The organism is Roseitranquillus sediminis (assembly GCF_016918935.1).
Lineage (GTDB): Bacteria > Pseudomonadota > Alphaproteobacteria > Rhodobacterales > Rhodobacteraceae > Roseitranquillus > Roseitranquillus sediminis.
The window spans coordinates 25,963-52,401 of the sequence record NZ_JAFFOB010000015.1 but is presented as its reverse complement, the minus strand read 5'-3'; the positions used below and the strand labels follow the sequence as shown (position 1 = coordinate 52,401).

At 66.7% G+C, this 26,439-nt stretch carries 25 protein-coding genes and 5 pseudogenes; 20 read left to right on the top strand and 10 right to left on the bottom strand.

The window, feature by feature from the left end:
- Positions 1-3 precede the first annotated feature (3 nt).
- The gene (locus tag JM664_RS08325; RefSeq protein ID WP_227419460.1) at positions 4-279 is read left to right on the top strand and encodes a UBP-type zinc finger domain-containing protein; all 276 of its coding nucleotides are present in this window, start codon (positions 4-6) and stop codon (positions 277-279) included.
- A 205-nt stretch (positions 280-484) separates the two neighbouring features.
- On the opposite strand, the gene JM664_RS08320 is transcribed toward JM664_RS08325, so the two are convergent.
- From JM664_RS08320 to JM664_RS08305, 4 genes and pseudogenes are all read right to left on the bottom strand, one after another.
- The gene (locus JM664_RS08320) at positions 485-1,009 is read right to left on the bottom strand and encodes a sulfite oxidase-like oxidoreductase (RefSeq protein WP_227419459.1); all 525 of its coding nucleotides are present in this window, start codon (positions 1,007-1,009) and stop codon (positions 485-487) included.
- Positions 1,010-1,151: 142 nt separating this feature from the next.
- Positions 1,152-2,519 carry an FAD-containing oxidoreductase gene (locus tag JM664_RS08315; RefSeq protein ID WP_227419458.1) on the bottom strand — a complete coding sequence of 456 codons (1,368 nt, stop codon included), beginning with the start codon at positions 2,517-2,519 and terminating at the stop codon, positions 1,152-1,154.
- Complete coding sequence (locus JM664_RS08310) at positions 2,516-2,974, bottom strand: DUF4126 family protein (protein WP_227419457.1); 459 nt, start codon at positions 2,972-2,974, stop codon at positions 2,516-2,518. The genes JM664_RS08315 and JM664_RS08310 overlap by 4 nt, the downstream gene beginning before the upstream one ends.
- 167 nt (positions 2,975-3,141) lie before the next feature.
- A pseudogene (locus JM664_RS08305) lies at positions 3,142-3,372 on the bottom strand (hypothetical protein); the annotation flags it as partial.
- A 14-nt stretch (positions 3,373-3,386) separates the two neighbouring features.
- Here JM664_RS08305 and JM664_RS08300 point away from each other — a divergent pair.
- The 4 genes and pseudogenes from JM664_RS08300 to JM664_RS08285 all read left to right on the top strand — a co-directional run.
- Positions 3,387-3,509 (top strand): annotated as a pseudogene (locus tag JM664_RS08300) (substrate-binding domain-containing protein); the annotation flags it as partial.
- 437 nt (positions 3,510-3,946) lie between these two features.
- The gene (locus JM664_RS08295; RefSeq protein WP_227419976.1) at positions 3,947-4,477 is read left to right on the top strand and encodes a hypothetical protein; all 531 of its coding nucleotides are present in this window, start codon (positions 3,947-3,949) and stop codon (positions 4,475-4,477) included.
- 501 nt (positions 4,478-4,978) lie between these two features.
- Positions 4,979-5,350 carry a hypothetical protein gene (locus tag JM664_RS08290; protein WP_227419456.1) on the top strand — a complete coding sequence of 124 codons (372 nt, stop codon included), beginning with the start codon at positions 4,979-4,981 and terminating at the stop codon, positions 5,348-5,350.
- A gap of 76 nt (positions 5,351-5,426) precedes the next feature.
- Positions 5,427-5,672, top strand: coding sequence for a hypothetical protein (locus JM664_RS08285; protein WP_227419455.1), 246 nt, complete (start codon positions 5,427-5,429; stop codon positions 5,670-5,672).
- A 394-nt stretch (positions 5,673-6,066) separates the two neighbouring features.
- Here JM664_RS08285 and JM664_RS08280 read toward each other — a convergent pair.
- A pseudogene (locus tag JM664_RS08280) lies at positions 6,067-7,323 on the bottom strand (IS3 family transposase).
- A 788-nt stretch (positions 7,324-8,111) separates the two neighbouring features.
- Here JM664_RS08280 and JM664_RS08275 point away from each other — a divergent pair.
- On the top strand, positions 8,112-8,522 hold the full coding sequence (locus tag JM664_RS08275) for a CopG family transcriptional regulator (protein ID WP_227419454.1): 411 nt from the start codon (positions 8,112-8,114) through the stop codon (positions 8,520-8,522).
- A gap of 55 nt (positions 8,523-8,577) precedes the next feature.
- Entirely contained in the window at positions 8,578-9,810 is a 1,233-nt protein-coding gene (locus JM664_RS08270) for an extracellular catalytic domain type 1 short-chain-length polyhydroxyalkanoate depolymerase (RefSeq protein ID WP_227419453.1), read from the top strand.
- A gap of 45 nt (positions 9,811-9,855) precedes the next feature.
- Here the strand turns inward: JM664_RS08270 and JM664_RS08265 are convergent, their stop codons facing one another.
- Positions 9,856-10,746 carry a transglutaminase-like domain-containing protein gene (locus JM664_RS08265; RefSeq protein ID WP_227419452.1) on the bottom strand — a complete coding sequence of 297 codons (891 nt, stop codon included), beginning with the start codon at positions 10,744-10,746 and terminating at the stop codon, positions 9,856-9,858.
- Positions 10,747-10,837: 91 nt separating this feature from the next.
- On the opposite strand from JM664_RS08265, the gene JM664_RS18990 reads away from it, so the two are divergent.
- From JM664_RS18990 to JM664_RS08200, 13 genes and pseudogenes are all read left to right on the top strand, one after another.
- On the top strand, positions 10,838-11,005 hold the full coding sequence (locus JM664_RS18990; protein ID WP_227419451.1) for a transglutaminase N-terminal domain-containing protein: 168 nt from the start codon (positions 10,838-10,840) through the stop codon (positions 11,003-11,005).
- A 195-nt stretch (positions 11,006-11,200) separates the two neighbouring features.
- On the top strand, positions 11,201-11,761 hold the full coding sequence (locus tag JM664_RS08255) for a transglutaminase-like domain-containing protein (RefSeq protein ID WP_227419450.1): 561 nt from the start codon (positions 11,201-11,203) through the stop codon (positions 11,759-11,761).
- A 186-nt stretch (positions 11,762-11,947) separates the two neighbouring features.
- Positions 11,948-13,183 (top strand): sensor domain-containing phosphodiesterase, encoded by a 1,236-nt coding sequence (locus tag JM664_RS08250; RefSeq protein ID WP_227419449.1) that lies wholly within the window; start codon positions 11,948-11,950, stop codon positions 13,181-13,183.
- 65 nt (positions 13,184-13,248) lie between these two features.
- Entirely contained in the window at positions 13,249-13,629 is a 381-nt protein-coding gene (locus JM664_RS08245) for a chromate resistance protein ChrB domain-containing protein (protein WP_406675778.1), read from the top strand.
- Complete coding sequence (locus JM664_RS08240; protein WP_227419448.1) at positions 13,629-14,540, top strand: chromate transporter; 912 nt, start codon at positions 13,629-13,631, stop codon at positions 14,538-14,540. The genes JM664_RS08245 and JM664_RS08240 overlap by 1 nt, the downstream gene beginning before the upstream one ends.
- Positions 14,513-14,995, top strand: a complete 483-nt coding sequence (locus tag JM664_RS19090; RefSeq protein ID WP_264465587.1) for a chromate transporter — start codon at positions 14,513-14,515, stop codon at positions 14,993-14,995. The genes JM664_RS08240 and JM664_RS19090 overlap by 28 nt, the downstream gene beginning before the upstream one ends.
- A gap of 455 nt (positions 14,996-15,450) precedes the next feature.
- Positions 15,451-15,603: pseudogene (locus JM664_RS08230) on the top strand (nucleotide-binding protein); the annotation flags it as partial.
- A gap of 887 nt (positions 15,604-16,490) precedes the next feature.
- Complete coding sequence (locus JM664_RS08225) at positions 16,491-16,844, top strand: hypothetical protein (RefSeq protein ID WP_227419446.1); 354 nt, start codon at positions 16,491-16,493, stop codon at positions 16,842-16,844.
- 125 nt (positions 16,845-16,969) lie between these two features.
- Positions 16,970-17,155 (top strand): hypothetical protein, encoded by a 186-nt coding sequence (locus JM664_RS08220; RefSeq protein ID WP_227419445.1) that lies wholly within the window; start codon positions 16,970-16,972, stop codon positions 17,153-17,155.
- Positions 17,156-17,288: 133 nt separating this feature from the next.
- Complete coding sequence (locus tag JM664_RS08215; protein WP_227419444.1) at positions 17,289-17,591, top strand: hypothetical protein; 303 nt, start codon at positions 17,289-17,291, stop codon at positions 17,589-17,591.
- Positions 17,592-17,834, top strand: coding sequence for an SDR family NAD(P)-dependent oxidoreductase (locus tag JM664_RS08210; protein WP_227419443.1), 243 nt, complete (start codon positions 17,592-17,594; stop codon positions 17,832-17,834).
- A gap of 44 nt (positions 17,835-17,878) precedes the next feature.
- Positions 17,879-18,070 (top strand): annotated as a pseudogene (locus JM664_RS08205) (IS5/IS1182 family transposase); the annotation flags it as partial.
- A 256-nt stretch (positions 18,071-18,326) separates the two neighbouring features.
- Entirely contained in the window at positions 18,327-18,713 is a 387-nt protein-coding gene (locus tag JM664_RS08200; protein ID WP_227419941.1) for a TRAP transporter large permease subunit, read from the top strand.
- A 47-nt stretch (positions 18,714-18,760) separates the two neighbouring features.
- On the opposite strand, the gene JM664_RS08195 is transcribed toward JM664_RS08200, so the two are convergent.
- From JM664_RS08195 to JM664_RS08180, 4 genes are all read right to left on the bottom strand, one after another.
- Positions 18,761-19,531 carry a DUF58 domain-containing protein gene (locus JM664_RS08195; protein WP_227419442.1) on the bottom strand — a complete coding sequence of 257 codons (771 nt, stop codon included), beginning with the start codon at positions 19,529-19,531 and terminating at the stop codon, positions 18,761-18,763.
- Between the two features lie 95 nt (positions 19,532-19,626).
- A complete protein-coding gene (locus JM664_RS08190; protein ID WP_227419441.1) occupies positions 19,627-20,649 on the bottom strand; it encodes an AAA family ATPase in 1,023 nt (340 codons plus the stop codon).
- Positions 20,646-24,911, bottom strand: coding sequence for a VWA domain-containing protein (locus JM664_RS08185; protein ID WP_227419439.1), 4,266 nt, complete (start codon positions 24,909-24,911; stop codon positions 20,646-20,648). Before JM664_RS08185 ends, JM664_RS08190 begins: the two co-directional genes overlap by 4 nt.
- Positions 24,908-26,434: a hypothetical protein gene (locus JM664_RS08180; protein ID WP_227419438.1), complete on the bottom strand. Its 1,527-nt coding sequence runs from the start codon at positions 26,432-26,434 to the stop codon at positions 24,908-24,910. Before JM664_RS08180 ends, JM664_RS08185 begins: the two co-directional genes overlap by 4 nt.
- Between the last annotated feature and the right edge of the window lie 5 nt (positions 26,435-26,439).

The window sequence follows — 26,439 nt, the reverse complement described above, 5'->3', positions numbered from 1 at the left end:
GCCATGGCCACACCGTGCTTCCACAAGGACATGATCCGCTTCGAAAGCCCGGCCGAGGCGGACAAGGCGGCAGGGTCCTGCGAGGACTGCGTGAAAATCGGAGCGCGCTGGGTCCACCTGCGCATGTGCCTGACCTGCGGTCATGTCGGCTGCTGCGATAGCAGCCCGAACCGCCACGCCCGCGCACACGCCATGTCGGAGCGCCACCCGCTCGTCACCTCCTACGAGCCGGGCGAGACCTGGCGCTACTGCTTCGTGGATGACGTCTACGTGAAGTAGGGTTCTCCCCGTTCCCGACCTGGCCGGGAGCCAGCCTCGCGTCCATGACGACCGCAGCGCGGCACGCCGGCGCATCCCCAGTGCCTCCGAGGGCCCCGACGGCGCGGTATCCGCTCCTGAAAAATCTTTCGCTTCGGCCAACGCGCGCGGATATACGCGCATCGTCAATGCGCTGCTCAACCTTGAGCATGCCCACGCGATGCTCTCAGCCGTACCGCTGCTCGGACCACGGATCGCCGTACATGTGGTAGCCGTTCCGCTCCCAGTATCCGGCGCGGTCGGTGCCGATGACCTCGATCCGCTTCAGCCACTTGGCGCTCTTCCAGAAGTAGAGGTGCGGCACCACGGCACGCAGCGGTCCGCCATGCTCCCGCTCCAGCGGCTCCCCCTGCCAGTGCGTAGCGAGGATCGAATCCGCGGTGACGAAATCGGCGATCGGCAGGTTCGTCGTGTAGCCGTCATGGCCGTGCAGGATGACATGGCCCGCCTCGGCCACCGGATCCGCCCGCGCCATGAGCTCGCGGGTCCGCACGCCCGTCCAGTCGTTGTCGTAGCGCGACCAGCTGGTGACGCAGTGGATGTCGCTGCGGAGCGTCGTCTGCCGCAGCGCCTGGAGCGCCTCCCAGTCGAGCGACAGCCGGTTCCGCACGAGGCCGTCGACATCGAGTCGGAAGCGCTCGAGAGGGACCGCCGGCACGATGCCGAGGTCCAGCACCGGCCAGTCCTTCACCAGATGCTGGCCAGGCGGCAGCCGCTCGTCCTCGGGCCGCGAGCGGCGGCCGACGAGGAACTTCCGCCTCGGCCCAAAGGCGCTTAGTGCGGGTGAGCTTGGTCTCCGGGGGCGTGTCGGGCTCGGACATCGGATGTCTACCTCAGTTCAGCTCGCGGATCAGGGTCGGCAGGAGTTCGGAGACGGTGGGATGGATCGGCACCGCCCGCGCCAGGCCCTCCGCCGGGACGCCGGCGGTCATCATGTCGAGGATGCCATGGACTGCCTCGTCGCCGCCGGGGCCGAGGATCGCCGCGCCGAGGATCGCGCCCGTCTCGGCATCGACCACGACCTTCATCAGCCCCTGTGTCTCGCCCTTCTCGACGGCGCGGCTCACGCGGGTCATCGGCCGGGAGGCGGTCCGCAACCGGTGCCCGCCGGCGCGCGCCTGCGTCTCGGTCAGGCCGGCGCGCCCGAGCGGCGGGTCGATGTAGAGCGCGTAGCCCGGCACCCGGTCGGAGACCTTGCGGTCGCCGCCGTCGAGGAGGTTCGCCGCGACGATCTCGTGGTCGTTCCAGCTGGTATGCGTGAACGCTCCACGACCGTTGCAGTCGCCGAGCGCCCAGATGCCTGGCACGGCGGTCTCCAGCCGCTCGTTCACTGGCACGAAGCCGCGCGTATCGGCGGCAAGACCCGCGGCGTCGAGGCCGAGGTCGTCGGTGTTCGGCGTCCGGCCGACTGCGAGCAGCACATCCGTCCCGTGCACCTCAGGCGCGCCCTCGGCGCAGTTGACGTGCACGCAGACGCCGTCAGGACCGGAGGAGAGCGCGATGCAATCGGCGCCGGTGCGGACGGCGATGCCCTCGGCTTCAAGGATGCCGCGAATCGCCACGGAGACCTCCGGTTCCTCGCGGGGGATGAGCGCGGGCGCCCGCTCGACCACCGTCACCTCGGCGCCGAAGCGGCGGTACATCTGCGCGAACTCGAGCCCGATGTAGCTGCCGCCGACGACCACCAGATGCCGCGGCACGCGGTCGAGCCCGAGAATCGTCGTGCTGGTGAGGTGCGGAACCTCGTCGATGCCGGGCATGTCCGGGCGCGAGGGACGGGCGCCGACATTGAGGAAGATGCGCGGCGCCGTCAGCGTCTCGCCCCCGACCTCGACCGCATCCGGCGCGGTGAACCGTGCCTGCCCGCGGACCAGCTTCAGGCCCTCCATCCCGCCGAGCGACGCCTCGAGTCCGGCTCGCGAGTCCTCGACGACGCGCCGCATCCGCGCCCGCACCCGACCCATGTCGACCTGCGGCGGCGCAGTGTCGATGCCGAACTCCGCCGCGCGCCGGACCACATGCGCCGCACGTGCCGATGCGACGAGGGTCTTCGTCGGCGTGCAGCCGGCGTTGACGCAGGTGCCGCCGACGAGCTTGCGCTCGATCAGGGCGACGGTCATCCCGGCCGCCGTCAGCCGACCGGCGAGGGGCGGACCCGCCTGACCGGCGCCGACGATGATGGCGTCGAAGGAGCGGCTCACAACGCCGCCGCCAAGGCGAGGCCGGCGACGATCGCCACGGCGTCCTCGATCAGCGCGGCCGGCCGAGGGCGACTGAGCGCCGCCGACATCCGAGCCCGCGCCGTCGCACCGCCGTAGGCGCCCGCGACCGCCCCGACGGCCCCCGCCACAAAACCCAGCAGAGGCGCGTCAACAGCGGCGCCGAGTGCCGCGCCGGAGAATGCGCCCGATGCCACTCGTCCGGCGAGCTGGACCGGCACCTTTCGGCTCGGCGTCGACGGCAGCTGGTCCGTGACGAACTCGCCGAGCGCCAGTGCCGACAGGATGCCGACGGCCCAGGGCGATGCGAGAAACGCCGCCCATGTGCCTGCGAGCTCCAGCCATCCAAGCCAGCCAGCCCACGCGATCGCGGCCGGCGCCGTCATCGTGCGGAGACCGGCGACCACACCGATCAGGAACGGGACAATGACCGCCATCGCTCAGCTCGTGATTCGGTGCGCGTCGCCTCGAAAGGATGCGTCGGAAAGAGCGTAGGGCCAATGGGCAGTCGCCTTTGCCTCCAGCCAGCGACATTCGCACCCCGGAGGCGCAAAGACTGTGCGGCGCGAGCGCGATCGAGTCGAAACGCCCGCCGCGGAGAGGGTCAGGCAGGCGCCGGCCGATGCGGGTCCGAGTGCGATGTGTCGCTCCACGGGCCGTGATGCATCCCATGTCTATCGAGCCGCACGAAGCCGTGCGCGCCGAAGAAGTCGCGCTGGCCCTGGATCAGGTTCGCCGTTGTCCGCGCGCTACGCATCGTGTCGAAGTAGGCGAGCGCCGAGGCCATGTCGTCGAGCATTGCTGAGCGGATGATGCAGCCGGACCGCCAGATCCTGCGGCAATGACCGCATGGCGATCGCCTTCTACGGACTGCTGCGTTCCCGTGGCCTGCGCATTCCTGACGACATCTCGGTCGCGGGCCATGACGATCACCGCCTGGTGTCGGAGACGCTTTACCCGGCGCTCACTACCGTCGAGCTGAACTATCGTGCCATCGGCCGGCGCGCCACCGAAATGCCGACCTCGCTTCTCGCCTGCACCGTCCGAGCCGACACGGCCAGCGCGCAAACGGAGATCAGCATGTGGTACCACGGTGCCAGGAACGAGATGGAAACCGCAGTCCTCCTACAACGACTCGATGGTCGCGGCGGCGCTGCCGAGCAACCTGCCCTGCCTCCTCGATGTCGACGGACCGATCATGCCGAACTGGGCCTGGTCAGGCCACATGCAGCCGCTCGCGATCGACGAGAGCGCGGACGGCCCACCCGGCACGCTCGGCTACTGGAAAGGCGAGCTCTATTCGTTGGATTTCGGCGACGCCGCGGTCGCGAGTTACGCGGCCAGTCGGACCTCGATGCTGGGGCCTGCGCACCCCGACGCTCGAGGAGCTGCGGACAGGCGAGGAGTTCATGGCGGCGCTCGACACGGCGAGGAAAAATGGGCAGTACGAGTACCCGCTCGACCTCGGAACGACCAAGGCGCGTGATATCCCTATGCTTTCCTGCCGTTCCTGCGGTCCCACGGCGGCAGCCTCGTCGACCGCGAAACCTACCGCCATCCCGTTCGGCAAGTGGGGGCATCGGCTCTTCGACGAGGGCTACGCCCCCGGAACCAGCGAGTTGCCCTCCGACCAGGAGCGCGGGTTCATAGACGGCCGCTTCGCGTTCCATTGGAGCGATAACTGGCGCGCCGTGGCCACCATGGAAGAAGGCGACGATCTGGTTTCTCTGCCTGCGCCAGACTTCGGCGAGGGCACCTATACCGGCGCCGGGACCGCTCCAGGCGTAAGGACATCCTACGGCCTCGAAACCCACGAAATCGAACTGGGCGGGGTGGGCCTCCGCAATTCCCGGCTCCGGGTTAGTAGCAGTCTTCATCGTGCTGCCGGGGCCCCGCGCCCACGTTTTCCCTACCAGGGTATCTTCATCATGCCGCACTGAACGGAGATAGCCGGGCGTTGCGTGCGTCCAGCTCGTCCGGTTCGGCCGGCGAGGACAATCTGCGCCTAGTTCAGGCGGGGTTCCGCAGGGTCAGTTCCGTACGGATCGGTCGCGGCATGATCTTCGCGCACTGATCCCGGCGAGGATTGTTTTCAACGTCAAGGTGAGGGGCGAGGCGTTGACTGCTGCCTTTGAGGCGCATCAACAAATGCAAAGTCGTGCCCTACACCAATCCTGCTGTTGATCCGAAAAATATCCGCAGTGCGCAGTCCTCTGCCTCCGACAGCGCGGCCCGGGAATGGCAACTTCGGCGCTTCGTCTCCACCTGAGGTGTTTCCGAACGCCTCAGCGAACGGCAGGCTCGGATGGCCACCTTGCAAGCGGAGACAAGCGCCGGAGCCAAGGCGGCGCCGAGGTGATGTTGCCCGGTTTACCCCATCGAATCGCTTGTGCAACCGGTGCAGGTTGATGCAAGCTCGGGTCATATATTTCGTTTGCGAGGTGAAAACCTTGTACAACATCCGCACGGTGCTCTCCGCAGTCATTGCCGGTATCGTGGGCGCTGTTGCCAACTCGCTCGTTGTATCCGTGGTGGCGGGAGCGCCGCTTCTGCCGCTGATCTTCAGCTTCGGGCGCGAAACAGTGGCGATACTCGTTGCGCTCCTGTTGCCGCTCGTGTTTCTCCGTCTCTCGGGCTGGCAGGCGTGGGTGACTGCTCTGATCCTCCTGACGCTGATACCCTCAATCCTCGCCAAGACCGTATTTGGCATTCCTGCGCCGGTGCCCCGAGTCCTGACCTTCAATTTCATTTATGCTCTCGCTGCGACGTTGGCCTACGTCACAATGGTCCGCAGCTCGGTCGCCCGCGCCTGATCCACCACCGGCGCCGGCTTGCCAACTGCGCCTGTGCTCCGGTCGCCCTCCGCGGCAACGGGGCACCGAGCCACGAGTGTGGAAGGTGCTGTCAGAGGTATCGGAACCAGTCTCTGTTCTCCGGATCGACGTTCACCTCAGGCAACACCAGATCCTAAGGGATGCGACCAGAACCGTCTTCGACTTTCTCCTGACCCTCGGCTCGATCCTCCGCATCTTCCTTCAAGCCTTGCTGTTGGACGGCGGCGCGCGGCTTCTATTGCAGCTCGGCAAGGACCGGGAAGTGATCGGGCCGATGCTCCGCACTGTTTCAGGCGCATGAATACGAACGAGGACTCGTGGAAAGAACGGTCGAGAGGCGAGCGCAGCATCGGGTAGCCGGCATGGAACGTGAAGTACATGCCTCGGCTGCGCTGTGGGTCGAGCATCCTGCCGATATGCTGGAACAACCGCTCGTGCGGGACCAGGCGAGGTCATGGAGGTCACCGGTGATAATCGACGGCATTCCATACGCGACGATAGGATCTCGGCGTCGCGCTCTTCTGTGCCCTGACGCGGATCAGGTGGCCTTGGATTAACGCCATAGAAGTTGATGACGTCACCTGAGCAAAGGCGCACGCCCGCCCTGACCGACGGTATCTCCTACTCGACGAGGAAACTCAGTTCCGGCGAAACGAGCTCAAGTCGGGACATCTTGCCCCCGTTTCGCCGGCCACTCAGGCGGTTGCAGTTTGAGCTGCGATGAACTCGCGCGGCGAGCGCATCTTCAGCCCTGAGTGCGGGTGGTTGTCGTTGTGATCCTCGATCCACCCGCCGACGAGATCGAGGACGGCCTGAGCGTCCGGCAGCGGCGTGACGCGCACGTAGTCGCGCTTGAGCGTGTTCACGAAGGGCTCCGAGATGCCATTGCGCTCCGGGCTCTTCACCGGCGTGAAGCAGGGCTTCAGGCCAAGCTGGTTGGCGAAGATGCGCGTGTCGCAGGCGGTGTAGGGCGAGCCGTTGTCGCTGAGCATCTCCACCGGATGCGGAGCACGATGTGCGCCGAACCGCTTCTCCACCGCCTCGAGCATCATGTCGCGCACGTCCGATCCGCTGATGCCGGCATTCGTCACGGCGCGCCAGGCGATGATCTCCCGGTCATGGGCGTCGATGATGAAGGCGCCCAGGACGACGTCGCCGTTCCAGCATGTGAACTCGAAGCCGTCGCTGCACCACCGGAGGTTCGAGCGCATGACGATGACCTTGCCGTCGTGGGTGCGCGCTGGCCGCTCGGTATGGCTCCGCGCGAGAAGCAGGTTGTTGACTTGCATGATCCGGTAGACGCGCTTGTGGTTCACCGGCGCCAGCCCCTGCGCCCGCAGCTGGCGGTTCAGGATCGCGTCGCCACCGGTTGCTCGAACCGGTGGCGCAACCGCTGGCAACTCCGCCGGTAGCCTTAGGTCGGCCGCGCCGCGACCAGCGTGGTGATCAACGGCAACACCGCCGCGTCTTGCGCCTTGTGATAGCGCCGCCGCGGCTTGGTCCTCCCGCTCAGCCGGTCATGCAGGTTCGAGCGCGACACCCCGAGCGTCTGGGCTACGGCCTTCATCGAGAACCGTCCTTTAGAGGGTGCGCAGCACGCGCGAGCAACTCCAGCGCCTCCTTGAGGATCTCCGCCTCGAGCGTCTTGCGCCCGAGCTGGCGCTCCAACTCCCGGATGCGGTCCTCCATCTGCCGAACGGCCCGTCTCGCAGGCTCGACCTGGTCACCTCGTCGTCGCCCGTCACCGCCACGCTCCCTCCTTCCAGCATCAGCCTGCGCCAACGATAGAGGAGGTTCGGAGCGACGCCATTGCGCCGCGCGACGACCGAGATGCTCTCCCGCTCGTCCAGGGTCTCTTCCACGATCCACAGCTTCTCGGCCGCGGACTAGCGGCGGCGACGGCCGCCATTCGTGATGATCTCAATCTCAGACATGAGCACGTGCTCAGGCATATGCCCAAGCCTCCATGGCTATGCCTGACTGTCCGGTCGAATCGGGGGCCAGTTCAGGCACACAGATGCATCCCGTAGTAGTCCTCGTGCGGCTGTGCCATGGAGCGTGGATAAGATTGGTCGAGGACCTCGAGTTTCGCGCCCCACCAACTGTTCGCCTCAATCACTAGCACGACATCTGGATTGGCCCTATCTATGAAGCGAAGCAAGTCGTGAACGCATCAGTTTTCCATCAGCAATGTTGAGATCAGGAGCTTGATGGCTCGAGGCAAAGCGACATGGGTTGTCATTAGCACCTGTTTTGGAGCACCGAGCATACACGGACTTATGCGGTCGAGCTGGTATCCCGGCGCAACTGCCATAGCGCCAAGGACAAGCGTCTCAAAATCCCAACGCACCCCGAAAAGCGGGATGTAAATGATCAGAGTCGCCGCGAGTCTCACAGCAATCTGCAGGCGAGAAAAGTCGGTGATCCTGGCCCACCACAGCGGACTTCGTATCCATGACATTAGTGTCGTGGCGACGAGCGCGACGCCGATTCTTGGATGACCTCGGGCGATGTCTTCAATTACCGAAAATAGCTTCTCGCCCTTCAGACGAGGATGGGCAACGCCCTGCCCTGCTACCAGCGCGGTTGCCCTGACAGGACCCGGTATCCAAGGCTGCCTGGCCGGCGCGCCGTTGGCCGCACCACAGGACGTGAAGAATCTTTGGCGATCTGAACCGCGTCTTGGCCTTGCGCGACAGCTATAACCATCCATATACCATCCATCGGGATGGAGGGCGCCGTGGCCGCAGACACTCAAAGCAGATCCAGCGACACCGAGAAGATCACGATCAACCTCGGCCATGTCGACCTGGGCCGGATCGACCTGCTGGTGCAGGAGGGCTTCTACTCGAACCGGACGGACTTCATCCGCACCGCGATCCGAAACCAGCTGACGTCGGAGGCCGAGGCAGTCGCAAAGTCGATCGAGCGCCACACGCTAGAACTCGGGCTTCGTGACATCACTCAGCATGAACTCGAGATGGCACGGCAGCGGAATGAGGTGCTCCACATTCGCGTCGTGGGCCTTGCCCGCATCGCCCGTGACGTCACCCCCGGTCTCGCGGATGCGACGATCGGTTCCATCAAAGTACTCGGCTCGCTGCAGGCGCCAGCCGAGGTGAAGGCGGTCCTCAAGGACCGTATCCGATAACACGACAATTCCGCATCAATAGGACAAGAGCATGAACAAGAACTTTGCGGCCGCCATGGGCCGGGCGCTCGATCGCGTGCGCGCAAGCGAGCCTCAAGAGGCGACCCGCCTCATCCAGGCCGCACTTGCGGCCGACCGTATGGGGAGCGGCGAGGATGCCCCAATCGCTACGTCGAACCGGGCGCGACCGGGCACGGAACTGATCGATCCCGAAGCCGAGGATGCAGTCATCGTGAATGCTCGAGACGAGGATGACGGCGTAACCAACGCCGAAGTCGGCCGTGTCCCGCAAGGCGTCAGAAGCGGGCGATCGCGTCGAAGCCTGCGCGACGTGATCGACGGGCTTTCTCGGGGTCGTCCGCAGGGAATCGCCTCGCAGTTGTCCGGTGGAATGCCATTCCCCGATAGGAGCTCCGCCGCGCCGACGGTGCCCGAGGGGGCGCTGTACGAATGGCGATCGCACGCAGGAGCCTGCGGCTCTCGCGACTACCGCCTTTACGTTCCTGCATCCCTTCCAGACGGTGCTCAGGGGCTCATCGTCATGCTGCATGGTTGCACGCAGAACCCGGACGACTTTGCGTCCGGCACATCGATGAACGGCTTGGCTGAGCAACACGGCCTGATCATCGCCTATCCCACGCAGACCCGGGCGCACAACGCGCAGGGTTGCTGGAACTGGTTCCGGGCGGGAGATCAGCGTCGCGGCGTCGGCGAGCCGGCGATCATCGCAGGGCTGGCCCGCAAGCTGATCAGCGAATTCGACATCGACAGTTCCCGGGTCTTCGTTGCCGGGCTGTCGGCCGGAGGTGCGATGGCCGCCATTCTGGGCGAGGCCTATCCCGACCTGTTCGTCGGGATCGGCGTCCACTCGGGACTTCCCGCGGGCTGTGCCAGCGACGTGGTCTCCGCCTTCGCCGCGATGCGTGGGGAAGCTGAGCGCGCATCGCGTGCCGTGGGAGGCGCCGCAGACAGCGTGCGAACGATCGTGTTCCACGGCGCGGCGGACGCGACGGTGCATCCCTCAAATGGAAACAGCATCATCACGAGAGCCCGACGCGGCGCAGCGAAGACGCAACAGGCGCGAGGCACTTCGCGAGGCGGCCGGAAGTATGCGACGACGGTTACGCATGGCCCTGCCGGGGTTCCCGCCACGGAGCACTGGCTGATAGAGGGCGCGGGGCACGCATGGTCGGGCGGGTCGGCGGCGGGTTCCTATACCGATCCGGCAGGTCCGGATGCCTCGGCTGAAATGGTCAGGTTCTTCCTCGCCGAGCCGGAGGCACGCTAGGCAAATTGACCGGCGATGTGCTCGGCAGCCATCGCCGCCTATCCTTCACGAGGTGCCGGCCATCGCCAGGGTCAGGGCGGGCGCGTGGGGGCGGCTCTCGAGGAGCGCTTCCAACTCACTTTCGGATGTTCCTCCGGCGACCTCTTCCGTCCAGACCCGGAAGTGCTTGAGGTGATAGCTGCCGAAAGAGGTGATCATCGCTCCGTCCGCGGCGTCTCGGCCGCGGACCATCAGCACCCGACCGATCCGGGGCGTGTTGAAGCGGGCGTCGAACGTGTACCAGCGACCCTCCAGAAACGCCTCGAACCAGGCGCAGAAGTCGCCTGGGCCAGATGGCGGGACACCGATGTCGCCCAGATAGCCGCTGGCGTAGCGCGCCGGGATGTTCATCGCCCGGCAGAACGCGATCGAGAGATGGGCGAAGTCGCGGCAGACGCCCGTGCCCTCCCGCAGTGCGTCCGCTGCCGTCTTGGTCGGACGACCGAACTTGTACCCGAAGGTGAGATGGCTGTGGACGAAGTTGCAGATCTCCTGCACGCGCGCCCATCCCGGCTGGGTCCCGCCGAACAGCTCCCAGGCGCGGTCGGAGAGCACGTCCGACTCGCAGTACCGGCTGGCCGTCAGGAACGGCAGCGTCTCCGGCGGAAGGTGCGACACCTCGTGCTGGCGCGCGTTCCAGTTGAAGACGTCCGGCTCGCCGTCGTCCTCCACCACGTTGTCCGACCAGATCCGAGACCCGCCCACCGGCGCCTCCAGGCGGACGCGGCGATTCTCGAACGGGTCGAGGAACTCCTCCATTTGCACTTCCGGATCGGTTCTGACCCGGTCGGCGCCGATGACGCGACCGCGAAACGACGAGTGCGGCGAAAGTGCCAAGAGCAACGGCAATTTCACCGTGTTTTCAATGGCAATTTCGAAGCCAAAGCGGATGAACATGGCGACTTCCTTGTTTGATCTGAACATGAAATAGTGTTCGACGGCGCAGATTGCGCGCCGCCCGATAAGATCGGATAAGACCTCGTGCAGAATGGAAACGCCGCATGACGACGTTCCGCGTCCGTCATCGTACCAGCTTAGATACGACAAACCCGTGAAATTCGGGGGCCATCGGCTCATGGTGCGGCCGCGCGACGGCCACGACATGCGGCTGCTCGAGTCGAGCCTCATCCTTGCGCCGGGAGCCGACGTGCGGTAGACCTTCGACACCTTCGGAAACTCGGTTGCGCTACTGACGTTCTCGGAAGCTTCAGACGAGCTCCTCATCGGCAGCGAGTTGACCCTGCGGCGCTATGGATACGACGTCCCAGTGGACCGGCTGGCGCGTCATACCGGCCCCTATCCCTTCTCATACGAGCCGGAGGAAAGCACGGACCTGGGACCCATGTTGCTGATGCAGCACCCCGAAGACCGCGCCACAGTGGCAGCATGGATGGCTCTGTCGCTCCCGCTCATCCCCACGGGGACGATCGAGATCCTGGACGAGCTTGGCGCAGCCATACACCGTGGCTTCACCTATGGCCGCCGAGAGGTGCGCGGCGTGCAGTCACCGGCACAAACGATCGCGCTCGGCACGGGAACTTGCCGCGACTTTGCCCTGCTCTTCATCGAGGCGGCGCGCTTGCTTGGCTTCGCTGCACGCTTCGTTACCGGCTATCTATACGACCCGGCAGCCAACGCAGAAGAAGATAGCGGCTTCAGTGGCGGAGGCTCGACCCATGCCTGGGCCGACGTGTTCGTGCCTGGTGCTGGATGGGTCGAGTTCGATCCAACCAACCGGATCATCGCCGGGCACAACCTGCTTCGCGTCGCCACGACGCGCACACCTGCAAAGGCCTTGCCGCTCAGCGGGACCTTCTGCGGAACTGGCGCAGTGTTTCTCGGAATGGAGGTTAGTGTCGCCGTGGAACGGCTCGACCGGTCCGCCTCCCCTGTCTCGCGACCTGCGGTCTGACGACGAGAGGAGCCGATCCAGTTTCGAGAAAACGGAACGAGAAAGGTCTACCTCAGCCCGCAACGTGCAGTGAGTTAACCGGACCACGACTCTCCTGCTTGCTAGTCCGGGCGTTGCGGGTGCGGTCATCCGGCCTGCTTCGACTTCTCGCCGCAGTGCCTCGCCAGGGCCCATCACAATCATAGGTTGCAGGCTGCTTTCCTTCAGACGAAACTCCATAAAGCAATGAGCGCACTGAGAGAAAATCCGGGTCTGCTTTCTGTCCTGCAGGCCGACCTCGCGTCGGAAGAGGCACTGCGGGAGATTATCTCCGCGCTCCGGATCCACATGCGGATGGAATCCGTGTTTCTCGCAGAGGTTGGCGAGGTTCACCGGGTGGTGTACCTGGCGGAGACTTCTGCCGCCAAAAGTCTGGCCGAGGGGCGCGCGGACCCGCGCGAACGCACCCTCTCGCACGCCATCCTGTCCGGCACCGTCGCCGAGGCCGTCGGCGACATTGACGCCAACCCGCAGATCAGAGGAATACCACTCTGCCGCGAGTTCGGCGTCCGGTCCTTCGTCGGCGTGCCGGTCCGGCTCGCGAGCGGTGAGATCTTCGGGGTCATGGGTTGCTTCGACTCCAGACCGCGATCCGATCTCGGGCAAAGCAGCGCCGACCTGATCCGGCTCACGGCCGATCTGGCAGGGCGACATCTCACGCGCCTCCGACAGGGGAACGAGGCTGCAAGCCGGTTTCGGCAACGTCTCGACCAGACGATCGCCACAGGCGCCATCCGCTTTGCCCGACAGCCGGTCGTCGAGATCGCGACGGGCCGTGTTGCTGGGATGGAGTATCTCGCGCGCTTCTCTCTCTTCAAGGGCATTCCGGTCAACATGGTCTTCGAGCAGGCTCACCTGCTCGCGGCGGACCGGGACCTTGAGGGCGAGGTGCTTCGCCGACTGTCGAAGACAGTCGCCAGGCAGACGGAGGAGTGTAAGGCGTTTGTGAACGTTTCACCCGAGGCGATCGCCAACGGGAAGTGCGCAGAAATCTTCGGGGCCCTGCTCGACGGGATGGTCCTTGAAGTCCTTGAGGAGCGACTGGAAGGGCTAGAAGACGATATTCGTGTGGCACTGGCCGCAAGCGAGTTGCCGTTCAGTCTGGCGGTGGATGATTTCGGTGTCGGGTATTCAAATCTCGCCAGGGTCGTCTCCGTGGCGCCGGAATTCGTGAAGGTGGACCGCTCGCTGGTCACTTCCATCGACGAGGACCCGGCTCGGCGGGCGCTGATGTCCGCCGTAGTCAGATTTGCAAGGGAGACGGGTGTCCAGGTGATAGCCGAAGGCGTCGAGCGAAGTGGCGAAGCGGCGGCGCTGTCACGTGCAGGCGTGCGGCTGGCGCAGGGATATTTCTTCGCCCGACCGACGCTTTGCGACGACTAATCCGATGTAGCCTGTCAAAACAGGCAACAAGCGGCAGGACAGCTAGGTCACGCAACCCCTGCGCAGTGATCCTGTTCGTGGCGCCCGCCGAGGTGACGGGCGTCGCCGAACGCTACGATGCTGCGCTTTTTGACGTCGAGAATGTATTCTGGAGCCACCGGGGCGAGCTCTGCACCTTCGACGTGATGCTGGCAGAGTTCGGACTGTCGCTCCCCGCCCTCGTTCGGCTCGCTGCAATCGTCCGCGGCGCCGACACCGCGCGTCTCGATCTCGCTCCCGAGGCGGCGGGGCTGCTGGCTGCCTCGCCTGGATTGTCGCGCATGTATGCCGACAACCTGGAGCAGATCGAGGCCGGGATGCTGCTCTACGGCGCCTTCTACCGCTGGGCGCGCGACGCGACCGACGAGACCCACGACTGGCCCCCGAACAAGCCGAAGGCCGACTGATGCAGACCCGTTCCTACCCGACTCTGGCAGAGGCCACCCGCGTCTGGGCCCGCATCGGGCTTCTGAGCTTCGGCGGGCCGGCCGGGCAGATCGCGCTCATGCACCGCATTCTCGTCGAGGAACAGCGCTGGCTGGGCGAGAAGCGGTTCCTTCACGCGCTCAACTACTGCATGCTCCTGCCTGGGCCCGAAGCGATGCAGCTCACCGTCTATATCGGCTGGCTGATGCACCGCACCCTTGGCGGGATTGTCGCGGGCGTCCTCTTCGTGCTGCCGGGTGTTGTTGCGATCATGGCGCTCAGCTGGGTCTATGCGCTCTACGGCGATGTCGGGCCGATCGAGGCGCTGTTTTTCGGGCTCAAGGCGGCGGTGCTGGCCATCGTCGTGCAGGCGGTCATCCGCATCGGGTCGCGCGCCCTGAAGAACACCGCGATGCTGGCGATCGCGGCGGCGTCGTTCGTAGCGATCTTTGGCTTCGCCGTCCCGTTTCCGCTCATCATCCTGACTGCGGGGCTAATCGGATTCCTGGGAGCCCGCGCCGGTCTGCCCGCCTTTCTGGGCGGCGGCGGGCACGGCAATGTCGGAAAGGTGCAGGTCGACGACTCCGACACCTTGCTGGGTGAGGAATCGCCTGAGCATACGCGCGTAAATCGCACTTGGGCGCTTCGCATCTCGGCCGTCTTCCTCGTGCTCTGGCTGGCGCCGATTGCGCTTCTCTTCGCCGTTCTCGGCTCGGCCAACGTCTTCGCGCAGATCGCAGGCTTCTTCAGCGTCATGGCAGTGGTGACCTTCGGCGGCGCCTATGCGGTGCTGGCCTACGTGGCGCAGGAAGCGGTGCAGAACTTCGGATGGCCGCGCCCGGCGAGATGCTCGACGGCTTGGGAATGGCCGAAACCACGCCCGGACCGCTGATCATGGTGACCCAGTTCGTGGGCTACATGGGCGCGTTCCGTGAAGCGGGAGGCCTCTCGCCGCTTCTCGCCGGGACGCTGGGCGGGCTGCTGACCACATGGGTCACCTTCACGCCCTGCTTCCTGTGGATCTTCTTCGGCGCCCCGTTCATCGAGCGCCTGCGCGACAACGATATGCTGACGGCCGCGCTGACAGCCATCACCGCTGCCGTGGTGGGCGTGATTCTGAACTTGGCGGTCTGGTTCGGCATGCATGTGATCTTCGACGAGATCAGGACCGTGACCAGTATGGGCGTCGACATCGAGATGCCGGTGCTGGATTCTGTCGACTTCTTGGCGCTGGTTCTGGTGCTGGCCACCATGGTTGCGGTGTTCCGCTTCAGGGCAGGCCCGGTCACTGTTCTCGTCGGCTGCGCGGCGGCCGGGGTTGCGTCGCGAGCCTTCGGCCTCTCATAGTCCCTGCCGACCTTGGTCCCTTGCGGCAAGACGAGTTGTCCGGAACGCAACGGTTCATGCTGCGAGTGCCAGAAACGCCCACGCCGAAGCAGTCGATCTCGACTGGAAACAGTCGCGCTGCGGCAACTTCAGCACGACCGCGACGCGAGGACGGCTGCGGCTTTCCAGCTGTTCGCTGCGGACGCTGCCACTACGGTACCAAACCGAAGGAAGAGAGAGTCATCAACCGTTGACGGTCTTTGCTGCTTTGCCGCCTTCGTCACTTGGGCGACCGGGAACAGGCCGGCGACGATCGCAAATGCCACCATATGAGCGTTCGCGGTCTGATTCAGCGCGCTGCGACACGAGCGGTTCGAAGTCGCTGATAACGCGCCGCCTTCCCCAACTTTGCGATCCGTCGTTCAATCAAGTAGGTTTTTTGGGAAGCACCTGGACCCCACTTTCCACCCGTTGGCGGGTCCAAGGCCAAGGAATACCTGCCCTACCGCCCCGAGGGGCTGCCGGCCAAGATCGTGACGGGAGCGAACTTCAAGGGCGGCGTCGGCAAGACGTCGACCTGCGCGCACCTCGCCATGTCGGCGGCGCTCGACGGTTACCGGGTGCTGGTCGCGTTAGATTTCTCTGCGGGACAAGTAGACCGAGCCGAAGAGGCCGACCGCATCTCCCATCTTCGGCCGACAGATCCCGCTCGGAAGGCGAGATCACCTTGGCGGGGAGAAATTTTGTCCCTCATGGTGCGACCAGCGACGCTGATATTGCCGGACAAGATCCATATCTCGGCGCACAGTATCACGCGCTTTAGCCGGGTTGCGTTTATCCTGGTGGATTACGCAGCAGAACTGGCGAGCAATCCAAGAAGTGACAGCAGAGGTCTGCACTGCAGGAACATACGCATGCGATATTCGCGATCCTCCACGCGGATCGGCGTGAGCAACGTAACGGCTTCTTGCGTTCGAACACCTGATCGACCTTACGCTCAGCAGAAATCGTGTTGATCAATCGTTCGCAGACCTTGTTCGAATACTGCGAAAACCTCTTCGGCGGGGGATTTGACCGCTGAGGCCGATAGCGCATCTGAACTACGCCACTCAGTGCTACACCGCCCTCAATGTGACAGCGCGTGAGGAGCTTCATTGGTTGTCCGGCACGCTCGCCGACCGGCCGCTTGTCGGGCTCGCCAACGCCGCGCCGATCCTGCTCGTTGTCACGGCCGCGGCGCGGCCTTGATACAGACGCTGGACGTGCTGCTGGCCGACGACGGACTAGCCGAGGCGCTGGGGAGGGTCCTTGCGCAGGGCCCGGCTGGCGGCGCTGGGCGGCGTGTCGCTTCTGGCTGGCGCATCAGTCGCGCTGGCCGGGCCTCCTTCGTTGCGGGCAGCCGTGTGCTTTCGGCGCTTCTGCTCGCGGCGAGCGCATGGGCCGGGATCATTTCTGAAACCTGCGCCTGCCGCGGGTCGTTCTGGCGCTTCCGGCCGGCGCGGCAGTCCGCGTCCTGGTGTTCCTCTTGGCGTTCTCCGACAAGCAGAACCTCCTGGAGGTTTGGCAGCCGCCTTCGCTGCCGCAGGGGCCGCGCTCCTTGTCGGGCGCGACCGGGCAACCCGATGCGCCTCATCCTCCAGGCGTAGCGCTCGCGACTCTCGCCGACGCGGTTATCGTCCTGATGATGATCGTGGGCCCGGTTTACCGGGTGCTGAGCAACCGCACCTACATCGGCAAAGCGACCCGCAAGGGCGAGAGCTATCTCGGCAAGCACGATGCGACAAGCAACTGCGACACGTGGAACAAATGTCATCCTATCCTGCAGGAGAACGCGCGGGCCGCACTCGGTCCAACGCACCTGCGCCACTGAAGGCGCTGTTCGGGCCGGCGTCGCCGCTATCTCGCCGACCCACGCCCGAGTGCGGCAAGCTCTAACGGTACCGTGGCAGTCAGTCGGTCCTGAAGCATGGTGCCGGCACGTGTCCTATTGGTCGCGTGCCCGCGGGCGAGATCGAAGCTGCGGTCATGCGCCATCTGCGTGCGAGGTTTCGCCGGCCAGAGATCAAAACGGGCACGTGGAAGGCGGCGCGGGCCAATGCCAAGAGCATCACCGAAGCCGACTCGGCCTTGCAGCAATTCGGCCCTCTACGGGATGAGTTCTATCCCGGCGAGCGGGCCTGAATCGTGGCGCTGCCGGTCGAGCGCTGGACACTAGCACGGACGAGCTAAACGTCCGGCTCCGCGTGGACGGCCTCAGCGGCTTCGCGCGTAAGACATCGGCCGGCAGCGTAGCGCGCGCCGCATGACCTGAATGATGCCGGTCCCCTCAACGCCGGACTATTCGCAGCCGCAGCATCTACGCGGAAAATGTCGCAGCCCGTTCTCGACCTTCTCCCGCCTCGGCGAGCGCGGAGATGCCGATTTTCTGGCGGCCATTTCATGCCCGCGCGGCGATGCTCCTCGAAGTCCAAGCCAAGTCGAGTGCTCCGACTTAAGTCGGGACAGGATCGACATCCTAGTCAACACCGCCGGCATCACTCAGCCGCTGAAGATCATGCACATCGTCGCCGAGAACGATGATGCAGTGCTCGACGTCAACTTGCGCGGCACGCTCTAAATGAGGCAGGCGGCGATACTCTGCATGCGTGAGCGACAGGCGGGCAGCATCGTCAACCTCAGCTCCGTCTCGTCCCAGCGAGGCGGCGGCATCTTCGGCGGGCAGCGCTACTCGGCGGCAAAGGCCGGGGTAGTAGGCCAAACCAAGGCAGTTTCCGACGAACTCACCCCCGACGACGTGCGCGTCAATGCGATCTGCCCGGGCTTCATCGCAACCAACATAACTGCGGGAAACCTGCCCTAGGACCAGCACAAGATAGTGCTGGCCGGCATTCCGATGGGGCGCGCGACGGCCGGCTGACGCGCAGCCCGCTCAAGGGCACCACCGGCGACGCCCTCTTCGCCGTCCTCTGCGCCTGCGGCCACAACCTCCGCAAGATCCTCGCCCACCTCAGGGCGCTCTTGGCTCTCCTGATCGCCGCCATCCTCGGCGCATTCAGGCCCGACAGCCCTCCCGAAATGGGCGCTGCCGGCGGCTGATCGGATTGTTCAGGCTGAATTGATTGGTTCGGGCCGGTTCGGCGTCTACGTCACCAACATAGCACGCCTCCTCGTCGGACACTTCAGGGGCGGGCTCGGCTAAGACTCGACCATCGGCTCGGTGATGTTCAGCGGCATTTCAAGCTCGGCGGTGGCCGACGCCTCTGCACTCGGCAACGCGCTGGATCCCCGTGCAGAAGGAGGAAAGCTATCCGGGTAGCTTCGCGGCGGCGATCAAACCGGCGTATTCGACGGTATTGGTGCTGATCCTACGTCGATCCCGCTGATCCTCTCCGGCGTCGTCTCCAATGTCTCAATCGTCGATTTCTTCGTCGCCGGCATCCAGCCGGGCCTCTTTCTTGGCCTCGGCATGTTCGCCGCCGTCTGGGTCGTGGCGCAGCGGCGCGACCTGCCGCGCTCGCCGCTCGCCGGCGGCTTCCGGGCGTTCCGCAGCCAGGTCGTCCCGCCGCTGCCGGCGTTGCTGTTGCCGGTCTTCGTCATCGGCGCGCTACGCTTCGGTGTCGCCACGCCGACCGAGGTCAGCGTCATGGCGGTGGGCTACGCGCTAGTCGTCAGCGGGCTGATCTACCGTGACCTGACGTTGCGCGGCCCTTACCCGCAGTGTTGTCTGACACTGCCCTGAGTGACAGGCGATCGCTTTCTGCGGATATGTGTGCTCGCTGCCATCCCTTACGTCAGCAATTCCAACTGACGCCAGCGGCGCAGAACCGTCTCTTCCAGTGAGGCGCCTTCGCCGAGCGTGAGGAACCGCCCGCCGGCGGCGGTCAACTTCTGTCGCAGATCCTCCTGCCAAGCCTGCAGGATGCGGCGAAACCGTTCCTGCACCACTGCGTCGAGCGTCAGCACCATTTCCTGCCCGCTCTCTGCGTCCATCAGGGCAGCCTCGCCTGCTCCGAGGAGCGATGGGTCCTCTTCCTCCCTCGACAGCACCTGAAGCGCCCAGACCTCGGCACCGAGTCGGGGCAATAGGGCCTCAAGGCGCGGTGGTGCATCCCACCAATCACTGATCACGATGGTCAGGCCGGTTGGGGAGACCTCCGGCAGCGCGGCCTCGAGGCAGCCGTCGAAGCGACCCCCGGTGCCATGCTGCCGCGAGAGCCATGCAATTGCATCGGCGGCGCGCGACGGCGTGGTGTAGACGGCGGACCACTCGATGCGGCGCTCGCGCCCCATGCCGAGCCGGAGTCGATCGCCCCCGGCGAGCGCGACGAACCCGAGCACGGCCGCTGCGGTTCGGACCAGCGCAAATCGCTTGCCGCCGTCCGCGCCCATCGAGGCGCTCGCGTCCACGAGGATCGTCACGGAGAGCTGGCGCTGCACCGCGTACTGGCGCACGAACGGCTGGCCGAAGCGCGCATAGAGCGCGGGGTCGATCCGGCGCACATCGTCGCCCGGCTGATAGGCCCGATGGTCAGCAAACTCCAGCCCGGCTCCCTTCATGCGCGACCGGCGCTCGCCGCTGCCGGCCGAAGCTTGCGCCCTCCGGGGCAAGAGGCGGCTCCGCGCGAGCCGGTCGAGGAGGGCAGCCGGCGGAATCACGTGACGCCTCGTTTGACCTCGGCGAACATCTGCGCCAGGAGCCCCAACGGTTCCACTCCTGCCGCCTCGCCCTCGTAGTTGAGCTGGAATCGGTGGCGGAGCACCGGCGCCAGCACGGCCTCGAGGTCGTCGAATGCCACGTTGTAGCGGCCTGCCACCAGCGCATGCGCCTTCGCCGACAGGACCATGGCCTGCGCACCGCGCGGGCTGAGGCCGAAGCGCAGGTAGCGGCGCACCGGCTCGGGGCTCGTCGGTATCTGCGGCTGGGTCGCCACCGAGAAGCGTGCCACGGCACGGCGCAGGTGCGAAGCCATCGGCACCATCCGCACCAGCCGCTGCGCGAGGAGCAGGTCTTCCTGCGTCAGCACCTGCCGCGGCACGCGCGGCTCGTACCCTGTGGTCAGGTCGAGGATCGCGTCGAGTTCTTCCTCTTGTGGATAGTTCACCTCGGCCTTCAGCAGGAAACGGTCGATCTGCGCCTCGGGCAGGCGGTAAGTGCCCTCCATCTCGATGGGGTTCTGCGTGGCAAGCACGAAGAAGGGCTCGGGCAGCGGCGTCGTATGGCCGCCGGCGGTGACTGTGCCCTCCTGCATCGCCTCGAGGAGCGCCGATTGGGTCTTGGGCGTTGCGCGGTTGATCTCGTCGGCGAGAAGGATCTGGGTGAAGATAGGGCCTTTCTGGAAGCCGAGTCTCGTGCGCCCGTCGGCGTCGGGCACCAGCGTCATGCCACCAGTGATGTCGGCGGGCATGAGATCGGGAGTGAACTGGACGCGGGCGAAGTCGAGCCCGGTGACCTGCCCGAGCGTGCGGACGATCAGCGTCTTGCCGACGCCGGGCGCGCCTTCGAGCAGGACGTGACCCCCGGCAATCAGCGCAAGAAGAAGCTGGTCCACAACCGCCCCTTGCCCGACGACGGCGGCGGCGATCTCGCTCCGTGCCCTCCGCAGGAGGTCGGTCAGGTGTTCGATCCGAGCCCGGTCCAGACTCGCGGGCTCCGCGGCGGCAAGCTGCTCGTTCATTCCGTTCCTCCTGTCGAGGAGGCGCTCGCCGCGCCCCCGCCTGAATGGTGCCTGCTGCCGAGGGCGACAGCCAGCGCACCGAGCGTCTCTGCTGCCCGCCAGAGCACTCCGCCAAGCGCGAGCGCCAACGCCAACGCGAGCCAAGGCCGCCATGCCGGCGCGAGGAAGAGCGTGATGTGGGGCGCCTCGAAGTCAGGCGGCCGTTCCCCCGCGCCTCCACCCGTGGCTTGGGCAAGCGCGGCGAGCACATGTGTCCCGTCACGCCCCGGGTCGAGTGCCGCCGGATAGCCGAGATGCAGCCGAGCTGTCGCCTCCCTGCCCGCGCCTTCGACGGTTACCGCATGGACGCCAGGTCCGTGGAGGGGAAGCCGGCCCTCGAAGTGGCCGGGTTCCGTCTCGCGGAGACGCACCCGGCTATCGCCCTCCGCGAGCCGCGCCGTCAGGGCGTCCCCTGTCATCGGCAGGCCGTGCGCGTCGACCCGTTCCGCCCGCACGAGCGCCGCGTCGCCCGACCGCGCAAGCGAAAGGTGCAGCCCCGCTCCGCCCCCGCCGCGCAGGAAGTGCCGAGCGATCTGCGCCCAGAGGAGCGGGAACTCCGGCAGCTCCATCCAGCCGGTCGTCCCCTGGCCCGTGCCGTCGCTCGCAAAAGCGAGCACGCGCCCGTTTCCCTGCCGCCAGGAAGCCATGAGAGGCACCGCTTCGCCGTCGGCCGACGTAAGCTGCAGATGTTCTTGTGCGCCCGGTTTCGCCGTGGTCGCAACGTGGCGTGAGATCGGCGGAAGTTCCTTCGGCAGGTTCGCGAGGAAAGGCTCGGCTCGGCCGGCTCGAAGCACCGCGGTCTCTTCCGATCGAACAGGCGAGGTCGTCGACACGATCGTTTCTTGGGAGAGGATGCTGGGCAGTGCTCGAAAGTCGCCTGTGGCATGGTAGGTGCCGCCGCCGGCATCGGCGATGATGGCGAGACGGTCGGTAACCGCGCTCGAGCCGAATGCGATGGTTGAGACGGTGATCTCCGAGGCGGCGGCGCGCTCCAGCGTGGGCCGGAAATCGACCTGCTCGATCAGGCCATCAGTCATCACGATGATATGGCGGATGTCGTAGGGCACGTCTTCCAGCGCCTCGACGGCCATTTCAAGGGCCGGGAGCAGAGTGGTGCCGCCGCCCGGCTGCAGCGGCGCGAGAAGATCGGCGAGCGCGTCGGGATCGGGCCGTGGACGGAGGCTCACTACCTCGTAGGCCTCCTGATCGAAGGCAACGATGCCGAGCGCGCTTTCCTCGTGCAGAAGCTCCGCCGCGTGAATCGCCGCCGCCTTGGCGATGTCGAGGCGCGTCACCTCGCCCACCTGGCCCTGCATGCTTCCGGAGCGGTCGATCACGAAGACCAGCGCCGCCTTCGGGGCGTCGTGCGGGATGCGCGCCGAGAGCGGAGAGAGATCCTCGAGCGGCGTCTGGTCGTAGCCGCCGGGGCCGAAGCTGTTCGGCCCGCCGAGTATCATCAGCCCCACGCCCTGCTCGCGCACGGCGCGGGCGAGAGAATTCAGCCCGTCGATCCCGATGTCGAGTGCCGGCACGTCGAGGAGGATCACGAGGTCTTCCTGGATCCAGTCCTCCACCCGGCGGGGCGCGCTGCGGGGCTCGACCGCGCGGACATCGATCTCCTGCACGGCCAGTGCCTCCGCGAAATCGCGCGCCCGCCGGGGATTTGACGAGACCAGAAGCGCCGCTGGCCGCGGCCCTATATCCACCAGCACGCCCTCGCGGTCGTTGCGCGCTTCAGGGTCACCCGTCGCGGCTACTTCCACTTCGATCAGCGCCTCGGCCGCCGCGCCGGCCACGAGCGGGGCCTCGACGCGCGAAATACCGGCCGGCAGCACCACCTCCTCCTCGGCAACCATCGAGCCGTCGGCGAGGAAGGAGATGCGAGTGGGGCCTCCTCCCTCACTCGCCACCAGCGCGGTAGCGGTGTAGCGGTCGCCCGAGCGCAAGCCGCTCGGCGCCGACACCTCGCGTACCAGCACGTCACCTGGCGCCGGTGCGGGAACGGCGTGATCGAGCCGGAGGCCGCGTGCTGCCAGCGCCGGCGCTAACAGCGCGGCTTCCTCGGCCGTCGCTCCTGCGGTACCTGCGAGGAGTATGCGCCCGGGTCGGTCAGGTGGCAGCAGGGCGAGCGCGAACTGTAGTTCGGCAGCGCCCGCCGCGCCATCCCCGCCGGGAAATCCATCGCCTCGCGCGCCGTGGTCGAGCAGGAGTTCCGGTGCGGCGCCCGCGCGCAGTACTGCCGCGTCGGGCGGAACGGCCGCTACGCCTGCACCTGCGGGACCGGGAGCACCGAAAATTGCGACAGCGGCGCGATCAGGCCCCGGTTCCGGGAAGGGCAGGAGGAAAAAGGACGCCACACCTGCCGCGACCGCGCTGGCTCGGGTGCCGACGAGCGCCAGGTCCCGCCTTCGCCGCTGGTGCGTGTCCGGTCCTGGGCGGCGCCGCAGCTCGCGCCACGCCAGCGCCGCTTCGACCGCGATGGCCGCCAGCAGCGCCGCGAGCAGCGCCTGCCACGGCTGGAGCGGGCGCGCATGCGTCGGCGAAGCACCGGGCGCCCGCAGATCGCCCTCTCCCGCGGTTGCATGTACCGGCACGACCCGCGACCCGCCTGACCTCTCGATCCGGTAAAGTCCCGTCCGGAGGGGCAGGAAGGCAGCACCCGGGACCGCCGCCACCTGCGTGCCTTTGGGCCCGATCACCCGAGCCGAACCCTCCAGCGCCTCGAGCGGGCACGAGCGGCCCGCTTCGCAGGTCTGTCCAACCCTTGCCGCCGGATCGACACCCAGCCAGCGCACCAGGTTCTGCATGAGGACTGGCAGTGCCGGCGCATCGCCCCAGCCCGGCGCAGATGGGTCGATGCGCAGCCGCACCTCCCTGCCCCAAGCCATCTCCCGCGCCTCAAGCAGCGGCCAGACACCGACGCGCGCCACCGCCTCGCCGCCCGCAGGCGTCGCAGGACGGAACGGGAGCGAGCCGAACGTCGCCCAGTCCAGGTTCGCCGAGAGCGGGTGATCGCTCCGCCACGTATCAGGCGCGCCCTCCCGCCAATCTGCAGGCGCTTGCTCCCCGGCGATGCGAGCGCCGCCCGAAAGCAGCAGGTTTGTCCGTGGGTGCGCGGCCAGCACCGCGTCATGCGCCACAACCAGGTCGTAGCGCGCGGCTTCCTCCGGCACGGCCTCCGCGCGGACGAGCCGCAGTCCTTCCTGCGTGTCGAGTGCTCGGAGAAGAGACTTTTCGTCCGGACCGACATAAAGAACGTCCAGCCCGCGCGGCATCTCGCGTAGCACGAAATCGAGGCGGTCGTCGTGCGGCGCGAGGTCGGGCCGGAGCGCCAAGGTCAAGCGCCCGTGTCCGGGGAACTGCGACTCGCCTACGAAAGGCAGAACAAGCGACCCGTCGTTGCCCGGGTCAGTGGGGCCGGCGTCCAGCTCCAGCTGTCCCCAATCCAGCTCGCCGCCGCCCGCGGCGGGCGCGAAGCTCAGCGCCACGCCTTCGGGCCTAGGGTGTGTGCCCCATAGCGTGACCGTGCCCTCGATCCGCCAGCGGCCGAGCGTGCCGGATATCGGCGTCACCTCCGCATTCAGCTCGGCGTTTCGCGTGCCAGAGCCGCCGAAGGAGATCTGTTCCACCTCGGCATCCTCGGGCAACGGTGCACCGTCACTGAAGGCGACGATCTCGATCCGCTCATCCGGAAGGCTGAGGCTCGGGATGTAAGCGATCGCCGCGGCCCAGTCGGCCGTCCCGTCCGTGGCCTCGACAGCAGCGAGAGTCTGTCGCGCCAGATGCGGCGGAAGGCGCGCAGCCACTGGCCGCGGCTCGGCGCCCACGACAATCACCGAGACACGGTCGATTCCCTCTGCCTCGGCGCGCTGGAGCCGCGCATCGAGCGCGTCGATCGCCCTGGTCAGCCTGCTTGGCGCGACATCGCCTGCGTTCATGCTCGCCGATACATCGACGAGGAACACCGCATGTTCAGGCGCAGGAGCGCCGATCCGGGGCTGGGCGAGCGCGAGGCCCGCGAGGAAGATGATTGCCAGCTGCAACAGGAGCCGGGCCGTCAGCGGCGGCAGCGCGAAGCGCGGCTTCGGCTTCCGGTCTGCTTCGATCAGAAGCCAGAGCCGCAGGCTGCCCACCTTGATCCGCCGCCGTCTTCGCGCCTGGGCAAGCAGGATCGGAAGCGCCAGTCCCCAGACAAGCAGCCAGAAGGGCGCGCCGAAGCTCATGGTATGGGCTCTTGATCACCGGTAAAATAGCGCGCCACCGCCCTGGCCTGCGCGGCGTCAAGGACTGGCCGCGCCACCTCGGATTCCTCCTGCCGACGCCAAGCTGAAGAGGGGCCAGCACTGCCGCCCTCCTCTATCGTGCGCGTTGCATCGGGTGCGGCATCGATGCGGATGCGACTGCCCTCGCCGGACAGCTCGCCAGGCGCTAGCGTGACCTCGCTGCCCTGCGCATAGGCGCCGGCATCAGGGGTGGTGCCGCCGCCGATCGCGGCGCTGCCGGTGCCAGCCTCGGTGCTCTCGCCCGAGTTCGAGCGCCCGGAGGCGCCGAGACGAAAGGCGTTCTGCAACGTGCTCGCGCCACCCTGGCCCGGCAGATTGCCGCCCTTCTGATCGTCTTGACGCTCCAGGATAACGCTTGGGGCGTCTGTGCCCTCGGTGATGATGAAGCAGTCGAGATCGCCGTCGTGGACGCATTCGCCGTCGTTGAAGGTCGCAGCTTCTCCCTCGCCGCCCGCGGGCGCGGCGGAGGGCTGAGACGCGGTGGCGACGGAAGAGCTCGCGCTGACCGGACCATCGCCGTTCGATTCGGCGATGCTCTCTCGAACCGCTTCATCCGCGGGAGGCAAGGGATCGGCCGCAGCGGGCGCGGGCGCAGTCGGCTCGTCTGCCGCCTCGGCTGCCGCCGCAAAGGTCATGGCCGCCTGCGCCAACTCCTCGGGGGCCGCGCCGGCGCGTCGCAGCCCAGCCTCGGCGTGGCTGCCGAGGCGCCGGAGCTCCCGGTTCAGTGCTGCCGCCGAAATCGGAGTGCCGCCTTGCAGTCGCTCCAGAAGCGTATCGAGCTCGCGCCCCACGGCGCCGAGGTAGGGATCCTCGCGCCGCACCGCCTCGGCCCGCACAAACTCCGCGACGCGTTGCACATCTTCCACCGCCGCTTCGCGGGCAGCAGGCAGAAGCGAGGCCTCGTCGGCGGCGAGTTGCGAGGGAGCCGGCGGAGCCTCCACGTACGGCGTAGGCACGGCGAGAGCGAGCACGAGAAGCCCGGTGGCCACGAGCCAGGCGACAGCCCAGCCAGGCGACACAGGCACCAGGCGCCGGGGTTGTGCCACGGGTGCCCTGGCGGCCGCGTCGGCTATGAGAGCGGCGGCGACGGGCGTCACCGAACCTCGATCCCGCTCAACTTCCAGTGCGGTGCTGAGCCTCTCCTGTGTTCCGAGCCGCGCGTCGGCACGGCTCACGAAGCGACCGAAGGGCAAAGTACCGGCGAGTGCCCAGAACACCGCGCCCGCAAGCGCCACTGCCGCCGCGGTCCCGGCAAGCGCAAGAGGGGGCATGCCTGGGGGCAGCCCCGCACGCTCAAGTTCCCGTCCCGCTATCAGCAATGAGGCACCGGCCAACGGTGCCGCCAACGCTCCCTGCGCCACCCGCAGGGCCAAGAGGCGCCGGTGCGAGGCGCGCAACTGCCGGATCAGCGGACGCAGATCGGCCGATCCGTCGTCCGCTGGAGGATCCGCCAGCGCTGCCATCACCT